The following is a 23,850-nucleotide window of genomic DNA, read 5'->3' as shown; positions in this document are numbered from 1 at the left end:
CGAACTGTTCACCACCGCGGGCGCTGTGAACAGGCAAGGGGGTCGCGCATCGCCAATGACAACATCAACGGGTGCACCGCTGCGACCAAATTCAAAAGTGTATACAGCTTACCGAATCACAACCCCAGCACTTGCAACAACTGTGCCGCGACCGACGCGGCGATGACCTCCGGCTGTTTGCCCCGGATGCCCGGCAGGCCGATGGGACAACACACACCGTCGCATTCCGCTTCGGAGAAACCCCGTGCTTGCAAACGGTGCCGGAAGCTGGCCCATTTGGTGCGGCTGCCGATCAAGCCCACCCAGGGCAGATCGTTGCGCAAGCGCTGGCGCATCAGGCACTCGGAGACGATGTCCAGGTCCTCCGCATGGCTGAAGCTCATGATCACCACGGCAGACCCCGCGGCCAGCCCATGAACCGCCCGATGCACCGGCTCCGAATGCTCGCACTGCACGGCGGAAGGCACATAGCGCGGGAAAATGCCTTCACGGCTGTCAATCCAAGTCAGTTGCACAGGCAAAGGCACCAGGGCTCGCACCAGCGCCTGTCCAACATGCCCCCCACCAAACAACACCACGGCGGCCAGCGGAGCCGCCAGGCGATCCATCAACGTTGGCGCATCCGCAGCCCCAAGCCGCTCGCACAAAACGTGAACCACCCCGCCGCAACACTGCCCCAAGGAAGGGCCCAATGCACACCGATGCCGGGTTTGCAGCGCCTCGGTCCCGGCCAGCACCGCCCGGGCGTGGGCCAACAGTTGCCACTCCAGCTGGCCACCACCGATGGTGCCCTGCTGGGCATCGGGGAACACCACCATCCATGCGCCAGGCTCCCGCGGTGCGGACCCTTCCACTTGCACCACGGTCACCCAAATTGCGTCTTCCCGCTGCAAGCGGTTTTGCACCGAACTGAGTTCCAACACCACGTCACCTTTGTTTCGGGAACCCGCATTCTGTAACAGGGGGCACCTCACGTGCATGTGGGGCCATCATTCCGCACAAAGTGCATCACAATGGCGCCCAAGATCATTTGGACTTCACAGGCATGCATCTCCAAACGCCCACCCCCAACAGCCCACGCCAATCGCTCTGGATGACCTTGGTCGCCTCTGCAGCGGCTTTCCTGGCCGGTTGCGCCGCGCCGCTGCCGCCACCGCCCGTCGAGCCGACGCCCGAAGTCGCCCCCCCGCCCGTGGTGGAAGCCCCCAAAGAAGTGCCCCCCGATCCGGGCTCGCTGTCGTATGCCAAATCGGCCCGCGAGTACCGCAAAGACGCAGCCTCCCACCTCTATGCAGGCAATGCCGAACGCATCTACAAAGGCCGCATGCCTCCCCTGCTGTACGCGGTGGGTGTGTTGCAAGTGGAGTTGGACCCTCGCGGCATGGTCAGCCGACTGAACTGGATGCGTGCGCCCAACCACGCGCCGGAAGTGATTGCAGAAATCGAGCGCACGGTTCGCAAGGCCCAGCCCTACCCGGTGGCTGTGAACTTGGGGCAAGTCACCTACACCGACACTTGGCTGTGGCACAAGAGTGGCCGCTTCCAGCTGGACACCTTGACGGAAGGTCAGGACGGGGTGGTGCCCAGCACCAAGGTTTCGGCCGCCAACAACAAAGCGGCGACGGCCAAAGTGGGCAAGCCCACCAAGCCCGGCAAACCCCTGCCCGTGGCCACCAACTAAGGGAAAACTGGCCTGCCCGGAGGGAATCGAACCCCCGACCCACGGCTTAGAAGGCCGTTGCTCTATCCAACTGAGCTACGGGCAGAGAAGCTGGTGCCAGGCGAAAAAAAAGCCAACTCATTCGGGTTGGCTTTTTGCCTTCAAAAAGACTTGGTCGGGGCGGCGGGATTCGAACTCGCGACCCTCTGCTCCCAAAGCAGATGCGCTACCAGACTGCGCTACGCCCCGACAAGCCTTACATTGTAACCTGTTCCGCAGGCAAAATTTCAGAAGTCTGAAGCAACGGCATCGGCCAAGCGTTGTGCGCAGCTGACCGCCAAGCCTTCATCACGGGCCTCCACCATCAGGCGCAGCAAGGGTTCGGTTCCGCTGGGTCTCACCAGCACCCGCCCTTCGTCGCCCAGCGAGGCTTTCACCTGCTCCACCTCGCTGGACAGCCGTTGGCTTCGCGTCCAGTCAAAACCCACCGGCAGACGCACGTTGACCATGTGCTGGGGGAACAGGTCCACCCCTGACAGCAACCCGGGCAGCGGTTGACCGATGCGGGCCATGGCCATCAGCACTTGCAAGGCCGACACCAGGCCATCGCCTGTGGTGTGCCGATCCAAGGTGAGCAAGTGGCCTGAACCTTCCCCTCCCAACACCCAGTTTCGCTTTTCCAGTTCTTCCAGCACGTACCGGTCGCCCACTTTGGCTCTGACAAACTCGAAACCCTGCCGACGAAGCGCCATTTCAACAGCCATGTTGGTCATCAGGGTCCCCACCACGCCGCCCAGCTCCGGCCCAGGCTGCATACCCCTAGACACCATGCGATGGCGCCGCTCCTGGGCCAGCACGTACAGCAACTCGTCGCCGTTGTAGACGCGCCCAGTGCCATCGACCAACAGCACACGGTCGGCGTCACCATCCAACGCCACCCCCAGGTCGGCACCGTGGGTCAGCACCGCCTGCACCAGTGCTTCGGGGTGGGTGGCCCCCACCCCTTTGTTGATGTTGAGCCCATCCGGGCTGCAACCAATGGACACGACCTCGGCCCCCAGCTCATGGAACACCTTGGGCGCTATCTGGTAGGCCGCGCCGTGGGCAGCGTCCACCACGATCTTCAGGCCCTTGAGCGTGAGGTCGTTGGGGTAGGTGCTTTTGCAAAACTCGATGTAGCGCCCGGCGGCATCGTCCAAGCGGCGCGCCTTGCCCAAGCGAGCTGAATCCACCCACACCGGCGGCTCTTCAAGCGCCTGTTCCACCGCCAGCTCCCAGGCATCGGGCAGCTTGGCCCCCTGGTCGTTGAAGAACTTGATGCCGTTGTCGGCAAACGGGTTGTGGCTGGCGCTGATGACCACCCCCAGACTGGCCCGCTGGGCCCGTGTGAGGTAGGCCACGGCCGGCGTGGGCACCGGGCCCAGCAGCATCACGTCCACGCCTGCCGAGTTGAAACCGGATTCCAACGCGCTTTCCAACATGTAGCCCGAAATGCGCGTGTCCTTGCCAATGAGCACCGTGGGGTGGCTTTCCGTGCGCTTGAGCACACGCCCCACGGCATGGGCCAGTTTCAACACAAAGTCGGGGGTGATGGGTGCTTGACCCACCGTGCCGCGAATGCCGTCGGTACCGAAAAATTGTCTGCTCATGTTTTGCTTTCTCTCTCCACGCCATGGACGGCCGACCACACGGCCAGCGCCTGGGCGGTCTCCTTCACATCATGCACCCGCACCACGCGGGCGCCCTGCTGCACCGCCAGCACGGCAGCGGTGACACTGGCCACCCGGCGCCCTTCGGCCACCGCGGGGCCGGAGGCTTGCGCCCCACCATCCCCCAGCACCCACCCCAGGGTGCTCTTGCGCGACCACCCGGCCAGCACCGGACAACCCAGCGCCAACAGCCGTTGCTGGTGGGCCAGCAAACTCAGGTTTTGGGGCGGGGTCTTGCCAAAACCGATGCCCGGGTCCACGGAGATCCGATCCAAAACAACCCCTGCCGCTTTCAACGCGGACACTCTTTGCTGCAAAAAATGCAGCACTTCATCCACCACGTCACCCGCCATGGGCTGAAGCTGCATGGTTTGAGGGTCGCGGTGCATGTGCATCAGGCAGACCCCACACGAGGGATGGGCTGCCACCACATCCAAGGCCGTGGGTGATCCGGCCTGCACAGGCGGATGCCGCAGCGCCCAAATGTCGTTGACGATGTCAGCCCCCACATCCAGGGCCGCACGCATCACCTCGGGCTTGTAGGTGTCGATGGACAGGGGCACCCCCAACTTGACCGCCTCGGTCAACACGGGCATCAACCGCGCCAGTTCCTCGTCCAACGGCACGGGCTGCGCACCGGGGCGGGTGGATTCTGCCCCCAGGTCCAAGATGTGCGCGCCGTCGGCCAGCAACTGCTCGCAACGGGCCAGCGCCTGCTGCGCCGATGCCGCCACCCCGCCATCGGAAAACGAATCCGGCGTGAGGTTGACGATGCCCATGACCAGTGGACGGGACAGGTCAAGCTTGAAGCGCGAAGTTTGCCAATGCATGGGTCAACCAGGAACAGGAGCCACCAACGAAAAACCGGAGCTGACAGCTCCGGTTGCGTGTGTGATGAGCGCGTCGGTCGCGATGTCAGGCCGCGTTGGGCGTGGTGGCCGTGTCGGCATGCACCGCAGGAGCGCCCCCGCTGCCGCTGCCACCCGACGAAGGTGTGCGTGGCGTGAAGTCCTTGGGGGGACGGGGAGGTTTGCCGCCCATGATGTCGTCAAGCTGATCGGCGTCGATGGTTTCCCATTCCAGCAGGGCCTTGGCCATGGCATGCATCTTGTCGGAATGTTCTTCGATCAGGTCACGCGCCAGCTTGTACTGCTGGTCGATGATGCGGCGCACCTCCGCATCCACCTTCTGCATGGTCTGTTCGCTCATGTTGGTGGTCTTGGTGACCGAACGCCCCAGGAACACCTCGCCCTCGTTTTCGGCATAGACCATGGGGCCCAGAGCGTCGGTCATGCCGTAGCGCATGACCATGTCGCGGGCGATGGAAGTGGCCCGCTCAAAGTCGTTGCTGGCACCGGTGGTCATCTGGTTCATGAACACTTCTTCGGCAATGCGGCCACCGAACAGCATGCTGATCTGGTTCAGCATGTAGTCTTTGTCGTAGCTGTAGCGGTCTTGCGCGGGCAGGCTCATGGTCACGCCCAGGGCGCGACCACGCGGGATGATGGTGACCTTGTGCACCGGGTCGCACTTGGGCAGCAGCTTGCCGATGAGGGCGTGACCGGCCTCGTGGTAGGCGGTGTTGCGACGCTCTTCCTCGGGCATGACCATGCTCTTGCGCTCGGGACCCATGAAGATCTTGTCCTTGGCCTTCTCGAAGTCCTGCATCTCCACCACGCGGGCGTTGCGGCGGGCGGCCATCAGCGCGGCCTCGTTGCACAGGTTGGCCAAGTCGGCACCACTCATGCCGGGCGTGCCACGGGCGATCACGCTGGCGTTGACATCGGTGCCCAGCGGCACCTTGCGCATGTGAACGTTGAGGATTTGTTCGCGGCCCCGGATGTCGGGCAGCGTGACGTACACCTGACGGTCGAAACGGCCAGGGCGCAGCAAAGCGGCATCGAGGATGTCAGGGCGGTTGGTGGCAGCCACCACGATCACACCCAGGTTGGTCTCGAAACCATCCATTTCGACCAGCATCTGGTTCAGCGTCTGCTCACGTTCGTCGTTGCCGCCGCCCAGACCGGCACCGCGCTGGCGACCGACCGCGTCGATTTCGTCGATGAAGATGATGCAGGGGGCGTTCTTCTTGGCGTTTTCGAACATGTCGCGCACACGGGCAGCACCCACGCCCACGAACATTTCCACAAAATCAGAGCCGGAAATGCTGAAGAACGGCACCTTGGCCTCCCCCGCAATGCCCTTGGCCAGCAGGGTCTTGCCGGTGCCTGGAGGGCCGACCAGCAGCAGGCCACGGGGAATGCGGCCACCCAGCTTCTGGAACTTTTGGGGATCTTTCAGGAAGTCGACCACTTCCTTCACTTCTTCCTTGGCCTCGTCACAACCCGCCACATCGGCAAAGGTGACGCTGTTGTTGTTCTCGTCGAGCATGCGGGCCTTGCTCTTGCCAAAGCTGAAGGCGCCACCCTTGCCGCCGCCTTGCATCTGTCGCATGAAATACACCCACACGCCAATCAGCAGCAGCATCGGACCCCAGCTCACCAGCAGGGTCATGAGCAGAGAACCTTCTTCGCGGGGTTTGACGTCGAACTTGACGTCGTTGGCGATCAGGTCACCCACCAAGCCACGGTCCAAGTAGGTGGCGTTGGTGCGGATGCGGCGATCGTCAATGGTGACGGCCTGAATTTCGGTGCCGCTGGGGCCTTCGGTGATGGTGGCACTTTTGATGCGCTGGGCCTTCACTTCCACCAGAAAGTCGGAATAACCCAGGTAGCCCGCACCCGCAGTGGAGCGCCCGTCGAATTGCTTGAACACGGTGAACAGCACCATGGCCACCACCATCCAGACGGCAATTTTCGAAAACCACTGATTGTTCAAGTCAAACTCCTGACGATTGCGGGGTCCCGCTCAACTGAGGGCCATTTTAGGGCTTTCAAGCCCTCCAGGACTTGACATTCCTCTAAACCCTGATTAGGCCAAGACTATCTTGGCGCTGACTGACTCACAGGCCCTTGAGACCGATGCCCACCAGAAAGGTTTCGGACGATTTGTCGCGTGAAGCCTTGGGTTTGAACGGCTTGACCACCTTGAAGTGCTCGCGAAACAGCTGCACCAACTCGTTGTACCCACTGCCGTGAAACACCTTGGCCACCAACGCCCCCCCGGGCTTGAGGTGCTGGGACGCAAAGTCCACCGCCAATTCGATGAGGTGAGCCACACGCGCCGCGTCCACCGTGCCAATGCCCGAAAGGTTGGGCGCCATGTCGGACACCACCACATCCACCTGCCGCCCGGTGGCCTTGGCCCCCAGGGCCGCTTGCAGGGCCAACAGCGTGGGCTCCTCGCGGAAGTCGCCCTGAATGAACACCACCCCTTCGATGGCTTCCATGGGCAGGATGTCCATGGCCACGATGGTGCCATCCAACTCGCCAGATGCCGCCCCGTGTGGAGCCAGGCGTCGGCGCACGTACTGGCTCCAGGCCCCCGGGGCCGACCCCAGGTCCACCACGCAATGCCCGGGACGGATGAGGCCAAAGGTCTCGTCAATCTCCTTGAGCTTGTAAGCCGCACGGGCGCGGTAGCCGTCTTTTTGGGCCTGCTTGACGTACGGGTCGTTGACGTGGTCATTGAGCCACGCCTTGTTGACCTTCTTGCTCTTGGTGTCGATCTTCATGGGGTGCACATGCCCGGCGCATGCCGGGCCAGGGGGGATGGCCTATCATTCTCCCATGCCCCAGATTCAATTGACCCCCTCCCAGCGCAAGGAACACCGCGCCCTGGCCCACCACCTCACCCCCGTGGTGTTCATCGGCAACGATGGGCTGACCGACGCCGTGGTGCGCGAAACCGACCAGGCCCTCAAGGCCCACAGCCTCATCAAGGTCCGCGTGTTCTCCGACGACCGCGTGGCCCGTGAAGCCATGCTGCAAACGCTGGCCGACCGCCTGGACGCCGCCCCCATCCAGCACATTGGCAAGCTGCTCGTGCTGTGGCGCCCTGCCCCCGAAAAAGAACGCACCGTGGACGAAGAACGGGGCGCAGCCCCGCGTGACGTGAAGGTGCTGAAGTTCAGCAGCCGGGGCGGACAAAAGCCCCAGGTCAAGGTGATGCGCGTGCTGGGCAACCAGCGCCTGACCGCAGGCGGCACGGTCAAGCGGGCCAAGGTCCTGAAGAAAAGCGTCAAGAAGAGCCAACTGGGTTGATGCCCACCCGAATGCCCCCAGATGAGGGGCATTGTTTTTTTGCATGACGATGAACACGAACGCCAACCCCCTGCTCAGCATCACCGACCACCCGGCTTTCGACGCCATTCGGCCCGAACACATCGCCCCAGCCCTCGACCAGCTGTTGAGCCAGGCCGACGAAGCGCTGACCACGGTCACCGCCCCCGGCTTTCCCGCCGACTGGACCGCCATGGCCCGCACGCTTGACGTGGCCACCGAGCGGTTGAGCCGTGCCTGGGGCGCCGTCAACCACCTCAACAGCGTGGCCGACACGCCCGAGCTGCGGGCCGCCTACAACGAGGCGCTGCCCAAGGTCACCGAGTTCTGGACGCGGCTGGGTGCCAGCGAAGCCCTGTACGCCCAGTACAAGGCCATGGACCCTGCCCTCCTCACCCCCGAACAACACCAGGCCCACCAGAACGCCCTGCGCGGTTTTGTGCTGGGCGGTGCTGAGTTGCAAGGCGCGGCCAAGGAACGGTTTGCCCAGATCCAGGAGCGCCAGGCCGAGCTGAGCCAGAAGTTTGGCGAACACGTGCTGGACGCCACCGACGGCTACACCCTGGTGGTGCCCGAGGCCGACCTGGCGGGCGTGCCCGATGACGTGGTGGCCGCCACCCGCCAAGCCGCCCAGGCCGATGGCGTGGAAGGCTGCAAGCTCACCCTCAAGCTGCCCTGCTACCTGCCGGTGATGCAGTTTGCCCACAAGGCCAGCCTGCGCGAAACCCTGTACCGCGCCTACACCACCCGTGCCAGCGACCAAGCCCCCGAAGGCCACCGCCAACACGACAACAGCGCCATCATGCAAGAGCTGCTGGCCCTGAAGGACGAAGAGGCCAAACTGCTGGGCCACCCCCACTTTGCCGCCGTGTCCCTGGTGCCCAAGATGGCCCAGTCGGCCGAGCAGGTGGTGGACTTCCTGCGCGACCTGGCCCGGCGCGCCCGCCCCTACGCCGAGCAGGACCTGGCCGACATGCGGGCCTTTGCCGCCCAGGAGCTGGGCCTGGCCGATCCCCAACCGTGGGACTGGCCCTACATTGGTGAAAAGCTCAAGGAAGCGCGTTACGCCTTCAGCGAGCAGGAGGTCAAGACCTACTTCACCGCGCCCAAGGTGTTGCAGGGTTTGTTCGGCATCGTCGAGACGCTGTTCGAAGTGGCCATCCGGCCCGACACCGCCCCGGTGTGGCACCCCAGCGTGCAGTTCTTCCGCATCGAACGCGGCAGCGAGCTGGTGGGCCAGTTCTACCTGGACCAAAGCGCCCGCACCGGCAAACGCGGCGGAGCCTGGATGGACGACGTGCGCACCCGCTGGCTGCGGCCTGACAACGGCCAGCTGCAAACCCCGGTGGCGCATTTGGTGTGCAACTTTGCCGACGGCGTCAACGGCAAACCCGCCTTGCTGACGCACGACGACGTCATCACCCTGTTCCACGAATTCGGTCATGGCCTGCACCACCTGCTCAGCCAGGTGAACGAGCGCGACGTGTCCGGCATCAGCGGTGTGGAATGGGATGCCGTGGAGCTGCCCAGCCAGTTCATGGAGAACTTCTGCTGGGAGTGGGACGTGCTCAAGCACATGACCGCCCACGTGGACACTGGCGAACCCCTGCCCCGCGCCCTGTACGACAAGATGCTGGCGGCCAAGAACTTCCAGAGCGGCCTGCAGACGCTGCGCCAGGTGGAGTTCTCGCTGTTCGACATGCTGCTGCACATGGGCCAGGCCCCGCAGAAGGACGGCCAGATCGACGTCAACGGCCTGCTGGCCGCCGTGCGGGCCGAGGTGGCCCTGCTCCAACCCCCGGCCTACAACCGCACGGCCCACACCTTCAGCCACATCTTTGCCGGGGGGTATTCGGCAGGCTACTACAGCTACAAATGGGCTGAGGTGCTGTCAGCCGACGCCTACGCGGCCTTCGAGGAAGCGGCCCAGGGCCAGTCCACCGTGCGTGTGGACGCCGGTCGGCGCTTTCGCCAGCACATCCTGGAGGTGGGCGGCAGCCGCCCCGCCATGGCGTCGTTCAAAGCCTTCAGGGGGCGCGAACCCACGCTGGATGCCCTGCTGCGCCACCAAGGCATGCAAGGCGCCCCAGCGGCGTCTTGACCCCGTTGTTCGTTCGGAGACACACACCATGAATGAAGCCCTTGTCCGCCGCGCACTTCCCCTGGCGCTGACCTTGCTGGCCGTGGGAGCCCAGGCCCAGCAGGTGTACCGCATCGTGGGCCCTGACGGCAAAGTGACGTTTTCTGATCAGCCGCCGCCTGCCAGCGCACCCGCCCAAAAGGTCACCACGGTGGGCAGCGCCCGTGGCGGCGATGCCGCCCTGGACGCCAGCACCGCCAACCTGCCCGCCACCCTCAAGACCGTGGTGAGCAAGTACCCGGTCACGCTGTACACCACGGCCTCGTGTGCGCCGTGTGACCAGGGCCGGGCCCTGCTGACGCAGCGCGGCGTACCGTTTGCCGAAAAGACCATCGCCACCAACGAAGACAAGCAGGCGTTTGAAAAGCTGGGCAGCAACGCCACGGTGCCGCTGCTGATGCTGGGCGGGCAAAAGGTCAACGGGTTCGAAACGGCAGAGTGGAACAACTACCTCGACGCCGCGGGTTACCCCAAGGCCTCGACCTTGCCCAACAGCTACCGCAACCCACCGGCCCAGCCCTTGGCGCCCCCCGCTGCGGTGGACCCCAATGCACCCGCTGCTGCACCCGCCGCCACCGCCGGGGCCACGGCCACCCCCAGCGCCCGAGCGCCCCGCCCTGCCCCCCGGCGCAACCCGGCGGAGGACAACCCGGCGGGCATCAAGTTCTGAGCGCTCAGAACTCCTGAATCAATAGCAGCCTACGCTTTCAAAAAAAGCGCTGGCTGCCGATTTTGATCAGTATTTCAGCGTCACCACGCCCTGGGCGGTGCCCATCAGGCACACCTGGGCCTTCTGGTGGGCGAACACCCCCACGGTCACCACGCCGGGCCATTGGTTCACTTCCGACTCGAAGGCCAGCGGATCGGTGATGCGCAGGCCCTTCACGTCCAGGATGTGCTGACCGTTGTCGGTGACCAGGGGCTGGCCGTCCTTCAGACGCAGTGTCGCCACCCCGCCCTTGGCCGCGAACTGGGCGGCAATGCGGTTGGCGGCCATGGGAATCACCTCCACCGGCAGCGGGAACTGGCCCAGCGCGTCCACGCGCTTGCTCTCGTCCACGATGCACACAAACTGCTTGGACTGCGCGGCCACGATTTTTTCGCGCGTGAGTGCGGCACCACCGCCCTTGACCATGTGGCCCTGGCCGTCGATCTCGTCGGCCCCGTCGATGTAGACGGCCAGCTCGGGCACGTCGTTGGAATCGAACACCGGAATGCCCAGCGCCTGCAAGCGCTGGGTGGACGCCACCGAGCTCGACACCGCCCCCTTGATCTGGTCTTTCATGTCGGCCAACGCGTCGATGAACTTGTTGACCGTGGAGCCCGTGCCCACACCCACGATGGTGCCCGGCTGCACATAGGCCAGTGCGGCGCGGCCCACCAGGGCCTTGAGTTCGTCTTGGGTCAGGGGGGCGGAAGGAGCAGCAGAGGACATGTCGGACAATCGGAGGTAAGAGAAAAAACGTCCCGGATTATCGCCAATGCCCCTGATTCCCTACGCCCTCACCCGCCCGGTCCTGTTCCGCATGGACCCCGAGCACGCCCACGAACTCACGCTCAACGCCCTGGCCATGGGCCAGAACACCCCGGCCCAATGGGCCTGGTGCAGCCCGCGGGTGGACGACCCGGTCACCGTGGCCGGGGTGCATTTCCCCAACCGCGTGGGCCTGGCCGCGGGGCTGGACAAGAACGCCCGCTGCATCGACGGGCTGGCCGCCATGGGCTTTGGTTTTGTGGAGGTGGGCACCGTCACCCCCAAGGGCCAACCGGGCAACCCCAAGCCCCGCATGTTCCGCCTGCCGCAGTCGCAAGCGCTCATCAACCGCCTGGGCTTCAACAACGAGGGGCTGGACGCCTTCATCGCCAACGTGCGCCAGGCCCAGTGCCGCCAGCCCGGGCGGCACCACCCCATGCGCCTGGGGCTGAACATCGGCAAGAACGCCGCCACCCCCATCGAGCAGGCCACCGACGACTACCTGACCTGCCTGGACGGCGTGTACCCGCATGCCGACTACGTGACCGTCAACATCTCCAGTCCCAACACCAAGAACCTGCGCGCCCTGCAAAGCGACGAGGCGCTGGACGCCTTGCTGGGCACGCTGACGCAGCGGGCCGAGCAACTGGCCGCACGGCACGGCAAGACCATTCCGCTGTTCGTGAAAATCGCCCCCGACCTGGACGACGCCCAGGTGGCCAGCATTGCCCTCACGCTCAAGCGCTACGGCACCGACGCCAGCGGCCAGCCCAACCAGCGCTGGGGCGTGATCGCCACCAACACCACGCTGGACCGACAGGCCGTGGCGGGTCAGCCCCATGCCGAGGAAGCCGGGGGCCTGTCGGGCCGCCCGGTGTTCGAGAAGAGCAACGCCGTCATCCGCCAGTTGCGGGCGGCGCTGGGCGCGGGCTTCCCCCTCATTGGCGTGGGCGGGGTGATGAGCGGGGACGACGCGCTGGCCAAAATCAAGGCGGGGGCCGACCTGGTGCAGATTTACACCGGCCTGATCTACAGCGGTCCCGGCTTGGTGAAAGAGGCCGCCCAGCGCATCCGCCAGGGTTGAACGGTGCCATTTCTCTAGAAAAATCGGCCTCTTGCGCTTTCAATGAAAGCGCAAGAAGCTACATAAATAATAGCATCAGACCTGCGCCAACGTCAGCACGTGTTCGGCAATGGCCAAGGCGCTGGTCAAGCCCGGTGACTCGATGCCCAGCAGGTTGACCACCCCGGGCACGCCGTGCTGAGCCGGGCCTTCGATGCGGAAGTCGGGCGCGGGTTCACCCGGGCCGTGGATCTTGGGGCGCACCCCACTGTAGCTGGGCTGCAAGGCGCCGTCGGGCAGCTCGGGCCAGTAGCGACGCACCTCGGCGTAAAAACCGTCGGCCCGGCGGGGGTCCACCCGGTAATCGATGGTGGCGGGGTCGGGGGTGTCCAGCCACTCCAGGTCGGGGCCGAACTTGGCTTGCCCACCCAGGTCCAGCGTGAGGTGCACGCCCAGCCAGGCGTCTTGCGGCGCGGGGTAGATGAGGCGGGAAAACGGTGCCTTGCCCGCCAAGCTGTAGTAGCTGCCCTTGGCGTAGCGGGCACGGGGCGCGTGTGGGGTTTCTTGCCCCTCCGGCACGCCCAACAGCCTCCCCGCCAGCTGGCAAGCCCCCAAGCCGGCGGCATTGACCACGGTGCGGGCCAGCACCTCGGTGCAATCCGCCTCGCCCCCGGCCTGCACGCGCAACACCACCCCGTGGGCCGACGCCGGAGCGCCCACCACCGCCGAGTCCAGCGCCACCACGCCCCCGGCGCGTTCCAGGTCGCCTTGCAAGGCCAGCATCAGGCCATGGCTGTCCACGATGCCGGTGGAGGGCGACCACAGGGCCGCCAGGCAGCTCAACGCCGGCTCCATGGCCCGGGCCTGGGCGGCATCGAGCCGCTGCACAGGCACACCGTTCTGGGTGGCCCTGCGGGCCAGAGCGTCCAGGCCCGGCAGTTGGCTGGGGTCGGTGGCCACCACCAGCTTGCCGCAGGCCCGGGCCTCAAAGGCGCGCTCGGCACTGTAGGCGTACAGCAGCTCCTTGCCCCGCACACACAGCCGGGCCTTCAGCGAGCCCGGCGTGTAGTACAGCCCGGCGTGGATGACTTCGCTGTTGCGGGAACTGACGCCCGTGCCCACCGCCTGGGCCAGCTCCAGCAGCACCACCTCCCGCCCGGCCTGCGCCAACGCGCGGGCCACGGCCAGCCCCACCACCCCGGCCCCGATGACAACGGCATCCACTGCGTCCATGGTTCAATGCTCTGACAGTTTGTTGGCTGAACGAGGTCGCAGTGTAGGCCGTCAGCCCCACCGGAGCCCCCCGCCATGGGCCGCTTGCGTCGCCGTCAGCTCCTCGTCGCCTCCCTGGCCCTGCCCACCGGATGCAGCCTGCAGCGGCTGGATGGTCTGAACACGCTGCGGTGGGAAACCCTGTGGGTCGCACCGAAGGTGGGCCGGTGGGTGGCGCGTCGCCACGACACCCCTTGTCGGCCTGGCGGCCCCTGGCATCGGTGTGCACGCGGTTCTCCTCGGCACCGGAAAGACAGATTGCGAAGGGTGCCCGGCGTCTCAGGTCTCCACTTCGCTGGTGCGAGCCCCTTTGGGGGTCAGTTCGAAGTCGGCATGCTGCCCCGTCATCAGCAGGAAAAGCGCAAACACCGCGGCGGGCATGTTGCGCTCGTCGCTGGGGCTTTCAAACGCCTGCCAAGTACGGGATTGCAGCCCCCCACGGCTGCCCGGCTGCAAGGGGTAGCCCATCAACGCCGCGGCCTCGTTCTGGGTCAGCCCGGCGGCCATCCGGGCCGCCTTCAGCTGCTCGGCGCTGGGGGTGGTGAGCGTCAGAGACACAGGGGGAGTCGGTTTCATGCGCCCTCCAGTCAAAGGGGGTGCCAGTCGGCAAAGGTGGCGGCCTGCCCGTGATTCACCCCTTGAGCGTCCAGCAGGTTCCAGACCACGGCGTTCTCGATCATGAAGCGCTGCCCGCTGGCGGAAATGCGCACGCCCCGGTAGTCGTCGATGAAACCCCGCTCGGTGACGGACTGCAACAAGCGTGCGCGCTCCGACTGGGCCAGGGGTTCGGCCGACAGGCGCGAGGGCAGGCGGGTGAAGGCGTCGAACTCCATGTCGAACAACGCCAGAGCGGCCCGGTTGCCATAAAAAAACACGGGGTCAGCCTGCGTGCCATGGGCCACGATGACCTGGGGCGCCGACCACAGGGCCTGCGCCAGGCCACACCCCGGCGCCACCGTCAGCAAGGGCCGACCCAACAGGCGCTGAAAACTGTCGGCCAGCAAGAACAACCGCGAATCGTTGGCCAATGGCCCTGAAACATCGTGTGTCATGGAGTGACCCAAAGCAAAAGGGCTCCCGAAGGAGCCCTTTTTTGTGTGGTGGGTGATACATGGATCGAACATGTGACCCCTGCCGTGTGAAGGCAGTGCTCTACCGCTGAGCTAATCACCCGAAGCCTTGAATTATACACACATTTTTTGGATTTGGAATAGATGTGTTTTCAAACACGCTTTTTTCAGGCGCTGGCAGCCACGGGCTCGTGTTTGCGCCACAGGGTTTTGCCCTTGCTGGCCTTGTCCAGGTCGGCCAGCACCGCGTCGTGGGCAGCCCGCTCGGCGTCATTGGCCTGCAGCACGGTCAGCTGATAGGTGCTGAGGTCGGCGACGGTGAGCGTGAGGCCTGGTGCTTGGTCGTCGTCAGCGGCGGCATGGTCGTCAATGCCCAGGGCGTTCTGCCCGCGGGTCATGTTGATGTAGACGTCAGCCAGCAGCTCGGCGTCCAGCAAGGCGCCGTGCAGCGTGCGGTCGGAGTTGTCCACCTCCAGGCGTGAACACAGGGCGTCCAGGCTGTTGCGCTTGCCCGGGAACAGCTCCTTGGCCATGACCAGGGTGTCGAGCACGCCGCTCACATGCTCGTCCATGCGGCCCAGGTTCAGGCGCTCCAGCTCCTTGTTGAGGAAGCCGATGTCGAACGGGGCGTTGTGGATGATGAGTTCGGCCCCGCGCAGGTAGTCCAGCAGCTCGGTGGCGATGGCGGCGAACTTGGGCTTGTCACGCAAAAACTCGTTGCTGATGCCGTGCACCTTCAACGCCTCGGGGTCGCTATCCCGCTCGGGGTTGATGTACTGGTGCAGGTTGTTGCCCGTCAACTTGCGGTTGATGAGCTCGACACAGCCGATTTCAATGATGCGGTCCCCGTTCTCGGGCGACAGGCCCGTGGTTTCGGTGTCCAGAACGATCTGGCGCATGGTCAGTGATTCTCTTTGGCGTGGTTGATGGTGTAGCGCGGGATCTCGATGGTGATGTCCTGCTGCGCCAGGATGGCCTGGCAGCTCAGGCGCGACTGCGGCTCCAGGCCCCAGGCGCGGTCCAGCAGGTCTTCCTCGGACTCGTCCAGTTCGTTCAGCGTTTCGAAGCCCTTGCGCACGATGACGTGGCAGGTGGTGCAGGCACAGCTCATGTCGCAGGCGTGTTCGATGTTGACCTGGTGGTCCAGCAAGGCTTCGCAGATGGAGGTGCCCGCTGGGGCCTGGATGTCGGTGCCCTGGGGGCAATATTCGGGATGGGGCAGGATGTGGATGGTGGGCATGGAATTGGACCCGTCAAAGGCTGTCGATCTGGGTGCCGGCCAGCGCACGGCTGATGCCACGGTTCATGCGCAGCGCGGCAAAGGCTTCCGTGCCCTTGGCCAGGGCTTGCGTGGCGGCCTCGATGTCGGCGGCTTGGCTGCCTTCTGCCTGCAGCACCTGGCGCAAGGTGTGCATCAGGGCGTCAATGGACTGGCGCTCGTCGTCGGTCAGCAGGTCGCCGTCGGCGCGCAGGGCGCTCAGCGTGGCTTCGAGCATGCGGTCGGCGTCCACGCGGGCTTCCACCAGGGCGCGGGTCTGCATGTCGGCCTGCGCGGTGGCAAAGCTGTCTTCCAGCATGCGGGCAATCTGCTCGTCGCTCAATCCGTAGGAGGGTTTGACGTCGATGCGGGCCTCAACACCGGTGGATTGCTCGCGGGCGGTGACGTTCAGCAGGCCGTCGGCGTCCACCGTGAAGGTGACGCGGATGCGGGCGGCCCCCGCCGCCATGGGCGGAATGCCCCTCAGCTCGAAGCGGGCCAGGCTGCGGCAGTCGACCACCAGGTCGCGCTCGCCCTGCACCACGTGCAGCGACAAGGCGGTCTGCCCGTCCTTGTACGTGGTGAAGTCCTGCGCCAATGCGGTGGGGATGGTGGTGTTGCGCGGCACGATGCGCTCCACCAACCCGCCCATGGTTTCCAGCCCCAAGGACAGGGGAATGACGTCCAGCAGCAGCAGCTCGCCGTCGGGGTTATTGCCGGCCAGTTGGTTGGCCTGGATGGCCGCCCCCAGGGCCACGACTTCGTCGGGGTTGAGGTTGGTGAGCGGCGGTTGGCCAAAAAAGGCCTCCACGGCCCGGCGCACCACAGGCATGCGGGTGGAGCCGCCCACCAGCACCACGCCCTTGACCTCGTCCTTGGCCAGGTGGGCATCGCGCAGGGCTTTGCGCACGGCGCTCAGGGTGCGGTCGGTCAGCGCACGCGTGGCCTGCTCAAAGCCAGAAAGATTGACATCAAAATGCAGTTTACCGCTTTCTGTATCTGCATTGAATGCTATACATTCAGCATCACTCGTGAAACCCGACAAGGTTTCCTTCACCTGCCGGGCCGTGTGCATCAGCTGCGCCCGCTCGGTGGGGCTGAACGCGGCTTCGCGGTCGGTCCAGCCCGCTTGGGCCAACACCCAGGTCAGCAGCGCCCGGTCGTAGTCGTCTCCGCCCAGAGCCGAATCGCCCCCGGTGGCCACCACTTCGAACACGCCTTGCGTGAGGCGCAGGATGGAAATGTCGAAGGTGCCACCGCCCAGGTCGTAGACGGCGTAAATGCCTTCGGACGCGTTGTCCAGCCCGTAGGCGATGGCGGCGGCCGTGGGCTCGTTGATGAGGCGCAGCACGTTCAGCCCGGCCAGTTGGGCCGCGTCCTTGGTGGCCTGGCGCTGGGCGTCGTCAAAGTAGGCGGGCACGGTGATGACGGCACCGAACAGGTCGGCATCGAATGTGTCTTCGGCCCGAAAGCGCAGCGTGGCCAGGATTTCCGCACTCACCTCCACAGGCGACTTTTCGCCCGCCACGGTCTGCACCATGGCCATGCCGGGGCGGTCCAGCACGGTGTAGGGCAGGCGTTCGGCGTGCGCCACATCGGCCTTCTGGCGGCCCATCAGGCGCTTGACCGAGGCGATGGTGTTGGCCGGGTCGACCACCTGTGCGGCCAGTGCGTCGTGGCCAATCTGCCGCCCTGCCCCACCCGCGGCGGGGTCGAGGTAGCGCACCACGCTGGGCAGCAGCACGCGACCCTGGTCGTCGGGCAGGCACTCGGCCACGCCGTGGCGCACGGCAGCCACCAGCGAGTGGGTGGTGCCCAGGTCAATGCCCACGGCCACGCGGCGTTGGTGCGGGTCGGGGGACTGACCGGGTTCGGAAATCTGGAGCAGGGCCATGAAACAACAACTTTGGGAAATCAGGCCGCCGAAGCACCGTCTGCGGCGTCGTCCAGCGCGTCGAGCCGCTGGTTCACGTCCTGCGCAAACCGCTCCACAAACATCAAAGCGCGCACCCCCTGGGCAGCGGCCTGGACGTGTTCAGCCGTGGGATGCTGGGCGGGCGGCACGGGGTCCAGCAGGCGGGCCAGTTCGGCCATGTGCTGGCGTTGGGTTTGGCGAACGTCGTCGGCCAGGGCATCCAGTGCATCGACCGTGCGGGCGTCGTCCAGGGCTTCACGCCATTCCATTTGCTGCATCAGGAAGGATGCGGGCATGGCGGTGTTGCGCTCGGCGTCCACGGTCACCCCAGCCAGTTCGCACAGGTAGGCGGCGCGGCGCACCGGGTGCTTGAGGCGCTGGTAGGCCTCGTTGACTCGAACCGACCACTGCATGGCCACGCGCTGCGCGGCGGCACCGTCGGCGGCAAAACGGTCGGGGTGCACCTCGCGCTGCAAGGCTTTCCAGCGGGCGTCCAGCTGGGCTGGGTCGATGGAAAAGCGCTGCGGCAGGCTCATCAGCGCAAAGTCGGAGGCCGACAGCCCCAGGGCGCTCAAGGGGTTGGAAGACGGGGACGCAGCAGCAGCCGTGCCGTGGGGATGGGGGTTCATGGCGTCAGCGTATCAAACCCGGAAGGATTCGCCGCAGCCGCATCGGTCCCGCTCGTTGGGGTTGCTGAACTTGAAACCTTCGTTCAGGCCTTCGCGCACGAAGTCGAGCTGGGTGCCGTCGAGGTAGGCCATGCTTTTGGGATCAACCAGCACCTTGACGCCGTTGCTCTCGAACACCACGTCTTCCGGGGCCACCTCGTCCGCGTACTCCAGCTTGTAGGCCAAGCCCGAGCAACCCGTGGTCTTGACCCCCAGGCGCACCCCCACGCCCTTGCCGCGGCGGCTGAGGTAGCGGGTGACGTGCCGGGCAGCGGCTTCGGTGAGGGTGACGGACATGACAGAACCAGGGTTACGACAGGAAACGGGGCGACGCTCAGTGCGCGGCGTGTTTTTGACGGTAATCGTCCACCGCCGCCTTGATGGCGTCTTCGGCCAGGATGGAGCAGTGGATTTTCACCGGAGGCAAGGCCAGTTCTTCGGCGATCTGGCTGTTTTTCAGCGCAGAGGCTTCGTCCAGCGTCTTGCCCTTGACCCATTCGGTCACCAGCGAGCTGGAGGCGATGGCCGAGCCACAGCCGTAGGTTTTGAAGCGAGCGTCTTCGATCACCCCCGTGGTGGGGTTGACCTTGATTTGCAGCTTCATCACGTCGCCGCAGGCGGGTGCGCCCACCATGCCGGTGCCCACGGTGTCGTCGCCCTTTTCAAAGCTGCCGACGTTGCGGGGGTTTTCATAGTGGTCAATGACTTTTTCAGAATAGGCCATGGTGTTTCTCCTTCAGACCAGGGGCTGGTCGCTCAATGCGCCGCCCACTGGATGGTGGACAGGTCAACGCCGTCCTTGTACATCTCCCACAGCGGAGAGAGTTCACGCAGCTTGGCGACGTTCTCGCGGATGGTGGCGATGGCGTAATCGATTTCTTCCTCGGTGGTCCAGCGGCCAATGGTCATGCGCAGGCTGCTGTGCGCCAGCTCGTCGCTGCGCCCCAGGGCGCGCAACACATAGCTGGGCTCCAGACTGGCGCTGGTGCAGGCCGAGCCACTGGACACCGCCAGCCCCTTGATGCCCATGATGAGCGACTCGCCTTCCACGTAGTTGAAGCTCATGTTCACGTTGTGGGGCACGCGTTGGGTTTCATGGCCGTTGATGAACACCTCTTCCATGTCCTTCAGGCCCGCCACCAAGCGGTCGTGCAGGGCACGGATGCGCTGGTTCTCGGCGTGCATCTCTTCCTTGGCAATGCGGTAGGCCTCGCCCATGCCCACACACTGGTGGGTGGGCAGCGTGCCCGAGCGCATGCCACGTTCGTGGCCGCCCCCGTGCATTTGCGCCTCGATGCGGATGCGGGGCTTGCGGCGCACAAACAGGGCACCAATGCCCTTGGGGCCGTAGGTCTTGTGGCTGGTGAGGCTCATCAGGTCCACCGGCAGCGTGGCCAGGTCAATGTCCACCCGGCCCGTGGCCTGCGCAGCGTCCACATGGAAGATCACACCCTTTTCGCGGCACAGGGTGCCGATGGCGGCGATGTCCTGGATGACGCCGATTTCGTTGTTGACGAACATGACGCTGGCCAGGATGGTGTCCGGGCGGATGGCGGCCTTGAAGGCCTCCAGGTCCAGCAGGCCATCGGGCTGCACATCGAGGTAGGTGACCTCAAAACCCTGGCGCTCCAGCTCGCGCATGGTGTCCAGCACGGCCTTGTGCTCGGTCTTGACGGTGATGAGGTGTTTGCCCTTGCCCTGGTAGAAGTGGGCTGCCCCTTTCAGGGCCAGGTTGTTGGACTCGGTGGCCCCGCTGGTCCAGACGATTTCACGCGGGTCGGCATTGATGAGGGCCGCCACCTGTTCGCGGGCGTTCTCCACGGCCTTTTCCGCCTCCCAGCCCCAGGCGTGGCTGCGGGACGCGGGGTTGCCGAAGTGCTCGCGCAGCCAGGGAATCATGGCGTCCACCACCCGCGGGTCGCAGGGGTTGGTGGCGCTGTAGTCCATGTAGATGGGGAAGTGCGGGGTGGACATGGTGTGCAACGGATTGGAAAACGTGACGACAGGCAAACAATTCAGAGGCAACGGGCCCGCGCTGGCTCGGCCAGACGCACCCGACGAAGGAAGCCGTCGCCGACTTCCTGGACAGTGGTCTGACCCGGGCAGCGCCGGTGCGGACCGCTCGTTCAGGCCTTGGCCAGTGAAGCGCCCAGGGCAAACACCGAATTGGGGGCGTTGACCTTGAGCGGCTTGACCACCGGCGCACTGGAAATGGCCCGTTTGATCAACGGCGCGTTCTCCACCACCAAGCCCTTGGCCAGCTGATCGTCCACCAGCTTTTGCAGGGTGATGGAATCCAGAAAGTCCACCATTTTGGCATTGAGGGTGGCCCACAACTCGTGGGTCATGCAGCGGTTGCCCTCGCCGTGGCAGTTCTCTTTGCCGGCACACTGGGTGGCATCGATGGGCTCGTCCACCGACACGATGATGTCGGCCACGGTGATTTCGGAGGCCTTGCGTCCCAGGGTGTAGCCACCACCCGGCCCGCGGGTGGACTCCACCAGCTCGTGGCGGCGCAACTTGCCAAACAACTGCTCCAGGTAGGACAGCGAAATCTGTTGCCGCTGGCTGATGGCTGCCAAGGTGACCGGCCCACTGCTTTGACGCAGCGCCAGATCGATCATGGCGGTGACCGCAAAACGGCCTTTGGTGGTGAGGCGCATGGCGTGCTCCTGTGTCCGACGTGGGTAACCTACTTTTTTGATCAAGTATAAATCAAACCCAACTGTTTTGCTCGGACTTGCTCATCCCAAGCCCTGAATCAGCGCATCGCTGGCCGCTTCGGCCATGTCCAGCACCTCTTCAAACCCGGCGTCGCCACCGTGGTAGGGGTCGGGCACCGCGCGGGCGAGGCCCGCATCGACCAGCGACATCAACAAGCACAACTTGTGCCGGTGTTGCGGCGGGCAGCGCTCCAGGGCCAAGGCCAGGTTGTCGTGGTCCATGGCCAGGATGAGGTCGGCTTGCTCAAAATGCCGTGGCGCGAGTTGTTGCGCCCGGTGTTGTGACAGGTCATACCCCCGGCGTGCGGCGTGCCGGGCGCTGCGGGCATCGGCCGGGCCACCCACGTGGTAGCTGTGCGTGCCCGCTGAACTGACCTGCACCCGCTGCGCCAACCCCGCCTGGGCCAGCTTGTGTTTCAGCACGGCTTCTGCCGTGGGGCTGCGGCAGATGTTGCCCATGCACAGCATGACCACGGAGTGCACATTTTTGATGTCAATATTCATGAACAAATTGGTGTCTAGCGCTTTATTAAAAACAACAGTTTGCTTCTGATTTTCAAGCACTTTTCTGCAAACCGCTGAGCGTCACGATGTTGTCGTGCCCCGGGCCGCCAAACGCCTGCTCGCGCAGGATGGCCAGTTGGTCGCGCACACGGGCCGCCTGTTCGAACTCCAGGTTGCGGGCGTGTTCCAGCATGAGTTTTTCCAGCCGCTTGATTTCCTTGGCCACATCTTTCTCGCTGAGGGTTTCAGCCTCCTGACGCTGGCGCTGGGCCTGCGCCAGTTTTTCGGCTTCCTGCCCCGCTTTTTCGCTGTAGACACCGTCGATCAGGTCCTTGATGCGCTTGGCCACCGTGCGCGGTGTGATGCCGTGCTCCAGGTTGTAGGCGATCTGTTTGGCCCGGCGGCGCTCGGTTTCGCCGATGGCGCGCTTCATCGAATCGGTGATGCGGTCGGCGTACAGAATGGCCTTGCCGCTGGCGTTGCGGGCCGCCCGGCCAATGGTCTGGATGAGGCTGCGCTCCGAGCGCAGAAAGCCTTCCTTGTCTGCGTCGAGGATGGCGATCAACGACACCTCGGGCAGGTCGATGCCCTCACGCAGCAGGTTGATGCCCACCAGCACGTCGAACGCCCCCAGGCGCAGGTCGCGCAGGATTTCCACCCGCTCCACCGTGTCCACGTCGCTGTGGATGTAGCGCACCTTGACGCCGTTTTCGGTCAGGTAGTCGGTGAGCTGCTCGGCCATGCGCTTGGTCAGCACGGTGATCAGCGTGCGCTCGTTCTTGTCCACGCGGATGCGGATTTCCTGCAGCACGTCGTCCACCTGGTGGGTGGCTGGGCGCACCTCCACCTCGGGGTCCACCAGGCCGGTGGGGCGCACCAGCTGCTCCACCACCTTGCCGGTGTGGGTTTTTTCGTACTCAGCCGGTGTGGCCGACACGAAGATGGTCTGCCGCATGCGCTGCTCGAACTCGGCCAGTTGCAGGGGCCGGTTGTCCAGCGCGCTGGGCAGGCGAAAGCCGTACTCCACCAGTGTGGTCTTGCGGGCGCGGTCGCCGTTGTACATGCCGCCCAGCTGGCCAATCATCACGTGGCTCTCGTCCAGGAACATGAGGGCGTCGCCCGGCAGGTAGTCGGTGAGCGTGGCGGGCGGCTCGCCCGGTGCGGCCCCGCTCAGGTGGCGGGTGTAGTTCTCAATGCCCTTGCAATGCCCCACTTCGGAGAGCATTTCCACGTCGAATCGGGTGCGTTGCTCCAGCCGCTGGGCTTCCACCAGCTTGCCCATGCCCACCAGTTGCTTGACGCGGTCGGACAACTCCACCTTGATGGTTTCCACCGCCGCCAGCACCTGTTCGCGCGGGGTCACGTAGTGGCTGCTGGGGTAGACGGTGAAGCGCGGGATCTTCTGGCGAATGCGCCCGGTGAGGGGGTCGAACAGCATCAGCGCCTCCACCTCGTCGTCGAACAGCTCGATGCGCACGGCCATTTCGGAGTGTTCCGCGGGAAACACGTCGATGGTGTCGCCCCGCACCCGGAACTTGCCGCGCGAAAAGTCCTGCTCGTTGCGCTGGTACTGCATGCGCACCAGCTGGGCGATGACGTCGCGCTGGCCCATGCGGTCGCCCACACGCAGGGTCATCACCATCTGGTGGTAGCTCTCGGGCTGGCCAATGCCGTAGATGGCCGACACCGTGGCCACAATGACCACGTCACGCCGCTCCATCAGGCTTTTGGTGCAGGACAGGCGCATCTGCTCGATGTGCTCGTTGATGGCGCTGTCCTTCTCGATGAACAGGTCACGCTGCGGCACGTAGGCCTCGGGCTGGTAGTAGTCGTAATAGCTGACGAAGTACTCCACGGCGTTCTTGGGAAAGAACTCGCGGAACTCGCTGTACAGCTGCGCCGCCAGGGTCTTGTTGGGCGCAAAAACAATGGCCGGTTTGCCCATGCGGGCGATGACGTTGGCCATGGTGAAGGTCTTGCCCGAACCGGTCACGCCCAGCAGGGTCTGGAACATCTCGCCGTCGTTCAGGCCCTCCACCAACTCGGCGATGGCCGTGGGCTGGTCTCCCGCAGGCGGATAGGGCTGGAACAGCTCGAACGGCGAACCGTCAAAGCGACAGAACTCGCCCTGAGGGGTTTCCGGTATGACTTCAACATCTATTGGCATGGTGCACAAAGCCGACACGAAGAGGGGCCGGATAAAATTGGGAAAA

General features: G+C 64.9%; 24 protein-coding genes and 3 tRNA genes. 5 read left to right on the top strand and 22 right to left on the bottom strand.

Translation table 11 applies throughout. The features are described from left to right. Positions 1-116: 116 nt before the first annotated feature. On the bottom strand, positions 117-923 hold the full coding sequence (xdhC, locus tag ACYVB7_RS12075; protein WP_460507908.1) for a xanthine dehydrogenase accessory protein XdhC: 807 nt from the start codon (positions 921-923) through the stop codon (positions 117-119). Positions 924-1,045: 122 nt separating this feature from the next. Here xdhC and ACYVB7_RS12070 point away from each other — a divergent pair, with 122 nt between their 5' ends. Continuing rightward, on the top strand, positions 1,046-1,681 hold the full coding sequence (locus ACYVB7_RS12070) for a hypothetical protein (protein WP_460507906.1): 636 nt from the start codon (positions 1,046-1,048) through the stop codon (positions 1,679-1,681). Between the two features lie 8 nt (positions 1,682-1,689). On the opposite strand, the gene ACYVB7_RS12065 is transcribed toward ACYVB7_RS12070, so the two are convergent. From ACYVB7_RS12065 to ACYVB7_RS12040, 6 genes are all read right to left on the bottom strand, one after another. Next, positions 1,690-1,766, bottom strand: a tRNA-Arg gene (locus tag ACYVB7_RS12065). Between the two features lie 66 nt (positions 1,767-1,832). Next, positions 1,833-1,909, bottom strand: a tRNA-Pro gene (locus tag ACYVB7_RS12060). Positions 1,910-1,947: 38 nt separating this feature from the next. Next, positions 1,948-3,309, bottom strand: coding sequence for a phosphoglucosamine mutase (gene glmM / locus ACYVB7_RS12055; RefSeq protein ID WP_460507904.1), 1,362 nt, complete (start codon positions 3,307-3,309; stop codon positions 1,948-1,950). After that, positions 3,306-4,199, bottom strand: a complete 894-nt coding sequence (folP, locus tag ACYVB7_RS12050) for a dihydropteroate synthase (protein ID WP_460507901.1) — start codon at positions 4,197-4,199, stop codon at positions 3,306-3,308. Before folP ends, glmM begins: the two co-directional genes overlap by 4 nt. An 85-nt stretch (positions 4,200-4,284) precedes the next feature. After that, on the bottom strand, positions 4,285-6,207 hold the full coding sequence (gene ftsH / locus ACYVB7_RS12045; protein WP_460507898.1) for an ATP-dependent metallopeptidase FtsH/Yme1/Tma family protein: 1,923 nt from the start codon (positions 6,205-6,207) through the stop codon (positions 4,285-4,287). A gap of 124 nt (positions 6,208-6,331) precedes the next feature. After that, on the bottom strand, positions 6,332-7,003 hold the full coding sequence (locus ACYVB7_RS12040; RefSeq protein ID WP_460507895.1) for an RlmE family RNA methyltransferase: 672 nt from the start codon (positions 7,001-7,003) through the stop codon (positions 6,332-6,334). A 55-nt stretch (positions 7,004-7,058) separates the two neighbouring features. On the opposite strand from ACYVB7_RS12040, the gene ACYVB7_RS12035 reads away from it, so the two are divergent. The 3 genes from ACYVB7_RS12035 to ACYVB7_RS12025 are packed head-to-tail and all read left to right on the top strand — an operon-like array spanning position 7,059 to position 10,360. After that, positions 7,059-7,532 (top strand): YhbY family RNA-binding protein, encoded by a 474-nt coding sequence (locus ACYVB7_RS12035; RefSeq protein ID WP_460507893.1) that lies wholly within the window; start codon positions 7,059-7,061, stop codon positions 7,530-7,532. Positions 7,533-7,581: 49 nt separating this feature from the next. Then, entirely contained in the window at positions 7,582-9,651 is a 2,070-nt protein-coding gene (locus ACYVB7_RS12030; RefSeq protein ID WP_460507890.1) for a M3 family metallopeptidase, read from the top strand. A 28-nt stretch (positions 9,652-9,679) separates the two neighbouring features. Next, entirely contained in the window at positions 9,680-10,360 is a 681-nt protein-coding gene (locus tag ACYVB7_RS12025) for a DUF4124 domain-containing protein (protein ID WP_460507887.1), read from the top strand. Positions 10,361-10,426: 66 nt separating this feature from the next. Here the strand turns inward: ACYVB7_RS12025 and rpiA are convergent, their stop codons facing one another. After that, the gene (rpiA, locus tag ACYVB7_RS12020; RefSeq protein WP_460507884.1) at positions 10,427-11,125 is read right to left on the bottom strand and encodes a ribose-5-phosphate isomerase RpiA; all 699 of its coding nucleotides are present in this window, start codon (positions 11,123-11,125) and stop codon (positions 10,427-10,429) included. Between the two features lie 46 nt (positions 11,126-11,171). Between rpiA and ACYVB7_RS12015 the strand changes: the two genes are divergently transcribed. Then, positions 11,172-12,248 carry a dihydroorotate dehydrogenase gene (locus tag ACYVB7_RS12015; protein WP_460507881.1) on the top strand — a complete coding sequence of 359 codons (1,077 nt, stop codon included), beginning with the start codon at positions 11,172-11,174 and terminating at the stop codon, positions 12,246-12,248. Between the two features lie 75 nt (positions 12,249-12,323). Here ACYVB7_RS12015 and ACYVB7_RS12010 read toward each other — a convergent pair whose 3' ends face one another. The 14 genes from ACYVB7_RS12010 to uvrB form a co-directional block, all read right to left on the bottom strand. Then, entirely contained in the window at positions 12,324-13,460 is a 1,137-nt protein-coding gene (locus ACYVB7_RS12010; RefSeq protein WP_460507878.1) for an NAD(P)/FAD-dependent oxidoreductase, read from the bottom strand. A gap of 318 nt (positions 13,461-13,778) precedes the next feature. After that, complete coding sequence (locus ACYVB7_RS12005; RefSeq protein WP_460507875.1) at positions 13,779-14,075, bottom strand: helix-turn-helix domain-containing protein; 297 nt, start codon at positions 14,073-14,075, stop codon at positions 13,779-13,781. A gap of 11 nt (positions 14,076-14,086) precedes the next feature. Continuing rightward, the gene (locus ACYVB7_RS12000; protein WP_460507872.1) at positions 14,087-14,551 is read right to left on the bottom strand and encodes an MEKHLA domain-containing protein; all 465 of its coding nucleotides are present in this window, start codon (positions 14,549-14,551) and stop codon (positions 14,087-14,089) included. A 46-nt stretch (positions 14,552-14,597) separates the two neighbouring features. Continuing rightward, positions 14,598-14,672 (bottom strand) — tRNA-Val (locus ACYVB7_RS11995). A 64-nt stretch (positions 14,673-14,736) separates the two neighbouring features. Continuing rightward, positions 14,737-15,468: a DNA polymerase III subunit epsilon gene (gene dnaQ, locus ACYVB7_RS11990; RefSeq protein WP_460507870.1), complete on the bottom strand. Its 732-nt coding sequence runs from the start codon at positions 15,466-15,468 to the stop codon at positions 14,737-14,739. Between the two features lie 2 nt (positions 15,469-15,470). Continuing rightward, on the bottom strand, positions 15,471-15,809 hold the full coding sequence (gene fdx / locus ACYVB7_RS11985; protein ID WP_460507867.1) for a 2Fe-2S iron-sulfur cluster-binding family protein: 339 nt from the start codon (positions 15,807-15,809) through the stop codon (positions 15,471-15,473). A gap of 13 nt (positions 15,810-15,822) precedes the next feature. Beyond that, the gene (gene hscA, locus ACYVB7_RS11980) at positions 15,823-17,721 is read right to left on the bottom strand and encodes a molecular chaperone HscA (protein ID WP_460507864.1); all 1,899 of its coding nucleotides are present in this window, start codon (positions 17,719-17,721) and stop codon (positions 15,823-15,825) included. Between the two features lie 20 nt (positions 17,722-17,741). Beyond that, positions 17,742-18,308: a Fe-S protein assembly co-chaperone HscB gene (hscB, locus tag ACYVB7_RS11975; RefSeq protein ID WP_460508345.1), complete on the bottom strand. Its 567-nt coding sequence runs from the start codon at positions 18,306-18,308 to the stop codon at positions 17,742-17,744. 75 nt (positions 18,309-18,383) lie between these two features. Beyond that, the gene (iscA, locus tag ACYVB7_RS11970; protein WP_460507862.1) at positions 18,384-18,707 is read right to left on the bottom strand and encodes a HesB/IscA family protein; all 324 of its coding nucleotides are present in this window, start codon (positions 18,705-18,707) and stop codon (positions 18,384-18,386) included. 37 nt (positions 18,708-18,744) lie between these two features. Beyond that, positions 18,745-19,134 (bottom strand): iron-sulfur cluster assembly scaffold protein, encoded by a 390-nt coding sequence (gene iscU / locus ACYVB7_RS11965; protein ID WP_460507859.1) that lies wholly within the window; start codon positions 19,132-19,134, stop codon positions 18,745-18,747. Between the two features lie 32 nt (positions 19,135-19,166). Further along, positions 19,167-20,384 carry an IscS subfamily cysteine desulfurase gene (locus ACYVB7_RS11960; RefSeq protein WP_460507856.1) on the bottom strand — a complete coding sequence of 406 codons (1,218 nt, stop codon included), beginning with the start codon at positions 20,382-20,384 and terminating at the stop codon, positions 19,167-19,169. A 152-nt stretch (positions 20,385-20,536) separates the two neighbouring features. Continuing rightward, positions 20,537-21,073: a Fe-S cluster assembly transcription factor gene (iscR, locus tag ACYVB7_RS11955; protein ID WP_460507854.1), complete on the bottom strand. Its 537-nt coding sequence runs from the start codon at positions 21,071-21,073 to the stop codon at positions 20,537-20,539. A gap of 81 nt (positions 21,074-21,154) precedes the next feature. Then, positions 21,155-21,637 (bottom strand): low molecular weight protein-tyrosine-phosphatase, encoded by a 483-nt coding sequence (locus ACYVB7_RS11950; protein WP_460507851.1) that lies wholly within the window; start codon positions 21,635-21,637, stop codon positions 21,155-21,157. 52 nt (positions 21,638-21,689) lie between these two features. Further along, complete coding sequence (gene uvrB / locus ACYVB7_RS11945) at positions 21,690-23,804, bottom strand: excinuclease ABC subunit UvrB (RefSeq protein ID WP_460507848.1); 2,115 nt, start codon at positions 23,802-23,804, stop codon at positions 21,690-21,692. Between the last annotated feature and the right edge of the window lie 46 nt (positions 23,805-23,850).

The sequence above is a fragment of the Hydrogenophaga soli genome (assembly GCF_054777695.1).
The sequence above is the reverse complement of the archived record's forward strand: the minus strand, read 5'-3'. Positions and strand labels throughout refer to the sequence as shown.